The sequence below is a fragment of the Coleofasciculus sp. FACHB-712 genome (assembly GCF_014695635.1).
Taxonomy (GTDB): Bacteria; Cyanobacteriota; Cyanobacteriia; order Cyanobacteriales; family FACHB-T130; genus FACHB-T130.
Window position 1 is genome coordinate 1 of the sequence record NZ_JACJOQ010000001.1, and the last position, 2,112, is coordinate 2,112.

General features: G+C 50.4%; 1 protein-coding gene. It reads right to left on the reverse strand.

Annotated features, from left to right (window positions below):
* On the reverse strand, positions 1–2,112 hold a 2,112-nt coding region (gene leuS / locus H6F50_RS00005; protein ID WP_190424871.1), incomplete at both ends, for a leucine--tRNA ligase.

Consider the following 2,112-nt stretch of genomic DNA (forward strand, 5'->3'; position numbering starts at 1 on the left):
TTGAATCACCAGCGTGATTTCATCAACCACTAAGGCAGCCGGATCGACGGTAGGCCAAGTTTGGGTGTGTACCGAATCGCTGTGACCGATTGTGTGCCACAGTTCTTCAGCAATGTGAGGGGCAAAGGGAGCCATCAAGTGAATCAGAGTTTCTATCCCTTCGGCATATACTGGCGAGTCTTTGCATTTGGCGTCAGCTAAAGCATTGCTCAACTTCATTAACTCGGAAATTGCTGTATTGAATTGATACTCGCCTTCTAAATCTTCCGTAACGGCTTGAATCGCACCGTGAATTGCCCGTCGCAAGTCTTTTTCGCCCTTATTCATCTCCCCGCCTTTGTCAGGGGAGCTAGAGGGACTCTGTGCGACAAATTCTGCCACCAGTCGCCAGACGCGGTTGAGGAAGCGAAATTGTCCTTCAACGTCGGCATCATCCCATTCCAAATCTTTTTCTGGGGGTGCCTTGAACAAGATAAACATCCGCGCTGTATCTGCCCCGTACTTGGCGAGGACTTCCTCTGGATCGATGCCGTTGTACTTCGACTTGGACATCTTTTCATAGAAGACTTGCAACGGTTCGCCCGTTTCTGGGTCTTTTGGATCGGCTGGGTCTACCTGTGCCCCTGGAATGTATTTGTCAGTGACAGGATTTTTGTAAGTAGTGCCCTGCACCATGCCCTGAGTTAGTAGGCGTTGGAAGGGTTCGTCGAAGTTTAAAAGACCGCAGTCTCTCAAAACCTTGGTAAAAAACCGCGAGTATAACAAGTGCAAAATCGCGTGTTCAATCCCGCCCACATACTGGTCTACGGGCATCCAGTCATTGGTTTTTGCGGGATCAAAAACGTGCTGTTCGTTTTTGGCATCGGGATAGCGCAAGAAATACCACGACGAATCAATAAATGTATCCATCGTGTCCGTCTCCCGCTTGGCTGGGGTGCCGCAAGAGGGACAAGGAACATTAACAAAAGCTTCCATCTGAGCCAACGGAGACGCCCCGCGACCCGTGAATTCTACCTCTTCCGGCAATCGAACCGGCAAGTCTTCATCCGGCACCGGCACCGTACCGCAGTTGGGACAGTGAATTGCCGGGATGGGTGCCCCCCAATAGCGTTGCCGCGAAATTAACCAATCCCGCAAGCGATACTGCACCCGCGCTTTCCCCCAACCCTGTGTTTCTGCGTATTGAACAATCGCTGTTTTCGCTTCCGTTGAATCCATCCCATTAAATTGGTCTGAATTCACCACAATTCCTGGTTCGGTATAAGCCTGCTGTAGAGACCCGAAATTTCCCGTCTCTACATCATCCCCTGGCGGCACAATTACAACCTGAATGGGGAGATTCTGCTCCTTAGCAAACCGGAAGTCCCGCGTATCGTGGGCTGGAACACCCATCACTGCGCCAGTTCCGTACTCGTACAACACGTAGTCGGCAATCCAGATGGGAATCTCTTCGCCTGTAAAAGGATTCATCGCCTTCCCGCCAGTCGGAATACCGCGTTTTGGCTTATCCTCTGCGGTGCGTTCCAATTCGCTTTCTTGGGCTACTTCTTGGATAAATACTTCTACCGCCTCTTTTTGATCTGGAGTCGTCACTTTGGCAGTCAAAGGATGTTCTGGCGCTAGCACCACGTAAGTCACGCCATAGACGGTATCGGGACGGGTGGTGAAAACACCGATTTTCTCATCCAACCCGACAATCGGAAATTCTAGGTAAGCGCCAGTGGATTTACCAATCCAGTTCGCCTGCATCAACTTGACTCGATCGGGCCATCCGCTCAATTTGTCCAAATCGTTGAGCAATTGCTCGGCGTAGTCGGTAATTTTCAGGAACCACTGCCGCAACATTTTCCGTTCGACTTTAGCACCGGAACGCCAAGATTTGCCCTCGCTATCGACTTGTTCATTTGCCAGCACCGTCTGGTCGATGGGGTCCCAATTAACGGCGGCTTCTTTTTGGTAAGCCAGTCCGGCTTTTAAAAACTGCAAGAAGATCCACTGAGTCCACTTGTAATAATCGGGAGAACAGGTAGCAACTTCGCGGTTCCAGTCAATTGAAAGCCCTAACTGCTGCAATTGATGCCGCATCTGAGCAATATTTTGATAAGTCCATTT